The organism is Aminobacter sp. J41 (genome assembly GCF_000526635.1).
Lineage (GTDB): Bacteria > Pseudomonadota > Alphaproteobacteria > Rhizobiales > Rhizobiaceae > Aerobium.
Genome location: NZ_JAGL01000088.1, coordinates 1 through 1,725, shown reverse-complemented (window position 1 = coordinate 1,725; position 1,725 = coordinate 1). Strand labels below are relative to the sequence as shown.

Sequence of the window (1,725 nt, the reverse complement as noted above, 5' to 3'; positions counted from 1 at the left end):
CAATGCCCGCTTCTCGGCGATGGCCAGCCATTATCTGTTCGAGACCGAGTTCTGCAATCCGGCTTCGGGCTGGGAGAAGGGGCAGGTCGAGAAGAACGTCCAGGATTCCCGCCACCGGCTATGGCAACCGATACCACGCTTTCCATCACTGGAAGCCCTGAACGACTGGCTGGAGCAGCGGTGTCGGGAGCTGTGGCAACAGATTCCCCACGGCCTCAGGCCGGGAACGATCGAGGACATCCGGGCCGAGGAAGCACGGTTCCTGATGCCGATGCCACGCCTCTTCGACGGCTTCGTCGAATACACCAAGCGGGTCTCTCCGACCTGCCTGGTCCATCTGGAGCGCAATCGCTACAGCGTGCCGGCGTCCTTCGCCAATCGGCCAGTCAGCCTCAGGGTCTATCCAGAACGGATCGTGGTTGCCGCGGAGGGGCATATCGTATGCGAGCATCCCCGCATCATCGAGCGGTCGCATGACGGCCCCGGTCGCACCGTCTACGACTGGCGTCACTATCTGGCGGTCATCCAGCGCAAGCCCGGTGCTCTGCGCAACGGCGCTCCCTTTACTGAACTCCCCGAAGCCTTCAAACGGCTGCAGCAGCACCTGCTCAGGAAGCCCGGCGGCGACCGCGAGATGGTCGAGATCCTGTCGCTCGTCCTGCAACATGACGAGCAGGTCGTGCTGACCGCCGTCGAGATGGCGTTGCAGGGCGGCGTTCCGACCAAGGTCCACATCCTCAATCTCCTGCACAGGCTGGTCGACGGCAAGCCGATCGAGACGCCGATCGTGGATGCGCCGCAGGCGCTGAGCCTGGCCAAGGAGCCGCAAGCCAATGTCGAGCGCTACGATGCTCTGCGCCAGACCCGGGAGGTACATCATGCGTCATGATCCCGCCAGCGGCGCTATCGTCATCATGCTCAGAAGCCTTAAAATGCACGGCATGGCGCAAGCCGTCGCCGAACTCACCGAGCAGGCTTCACCCGCCTTCGAGTCCGCCATCCCCATCCTGTCGCAACTCCTGAAGGCCGAGATGGCCGAGCGGGAGGTCAGGTCCGTGGCCTATCAACTCAAGGCAGCCCGCTTCCCGGTCTATCGCGACCTGGCCGGCTTCGACTTCGCCAGCAGCGAGATCAACGAGGCCCTCGTGCGCCAGCTCCATCGATGCGAGTTCACGGACAATGCCAACAATGTCGTGCTTGTCGGCGGCCCCGGCACCGGCAAGACCCACATTGCCACCGCCCTCGGCGTGCAGGCGGTCGAGCATCATCGCAAGCGTGTCCGCTTCTTCTCCACCGTCGAACTCGTCAACACGCTCGAGCAGGAGAAGGCCCAGGGCAAGGCCGGCCAGATCGCCAATCGGCTCGCTCATTCCGATCTCGTCATCCTCGACGAACTCGGATACCTGCCCTTCAGCGCATCAGGCGGGGCGCTGCTGTTCCATCTGCTGAGCACGCTCTACGAGCGCACCAGCGTCGTCATCACCACCAACCTCAGCTTCAGCGAATGGGCGACCGTCTTCGGCGACGCCAAGATGACGACGGCGCTGCTCGATCGGCTCACCCATCACTGCCACATCCTGGAGACCGGAAACGACAGCTTCCGCTTCAAGAACAGCTCTGCCCAGACCACACCGACAAAGAAGGAGAAAGCACCCACCTTGACTAAGTCCTGAGACCCAAACCATACATGAAGGCGGGTCACTTCTCGGCGAAAATCCCGGGTCA

General features: G+C 62.8%; 1 protein-coding gene and 1 pseudogene. Both read left to right on the top strand.

The window, feature by feature from the left end; translation table 11 throughout:
• Window positions 1-889: pseudogene (locus tag L630_RS0120555) on the top strand (IS21 family transposase); the annotation flags it as partial.
• Window positions 879-1,673, top strand: a complete 795-nt coding sequence (istB, locus tag L630_RS0120550; protein WP_024850044.1) for an IS21-like element helper ATPase IstB — start codon at window positions 879-881, stop codon at window positions 1,671-1,673. The pseudogene L630_RS0120555 and the gene istB, both read left to right, overlap by 11 nt.
• Window positions 1,674-1,725 lie beyond the last annotated feature (52 nt).

What these genes read in the sequence shown, in the direction of transcription:
- istB (WP_024850044.1), top strand. Translation starts at nt 879, where the DNA reads ATGCGTCATGATCCCGCCAGCGGCGCTATCGTCATCATGCTCAGAAGC.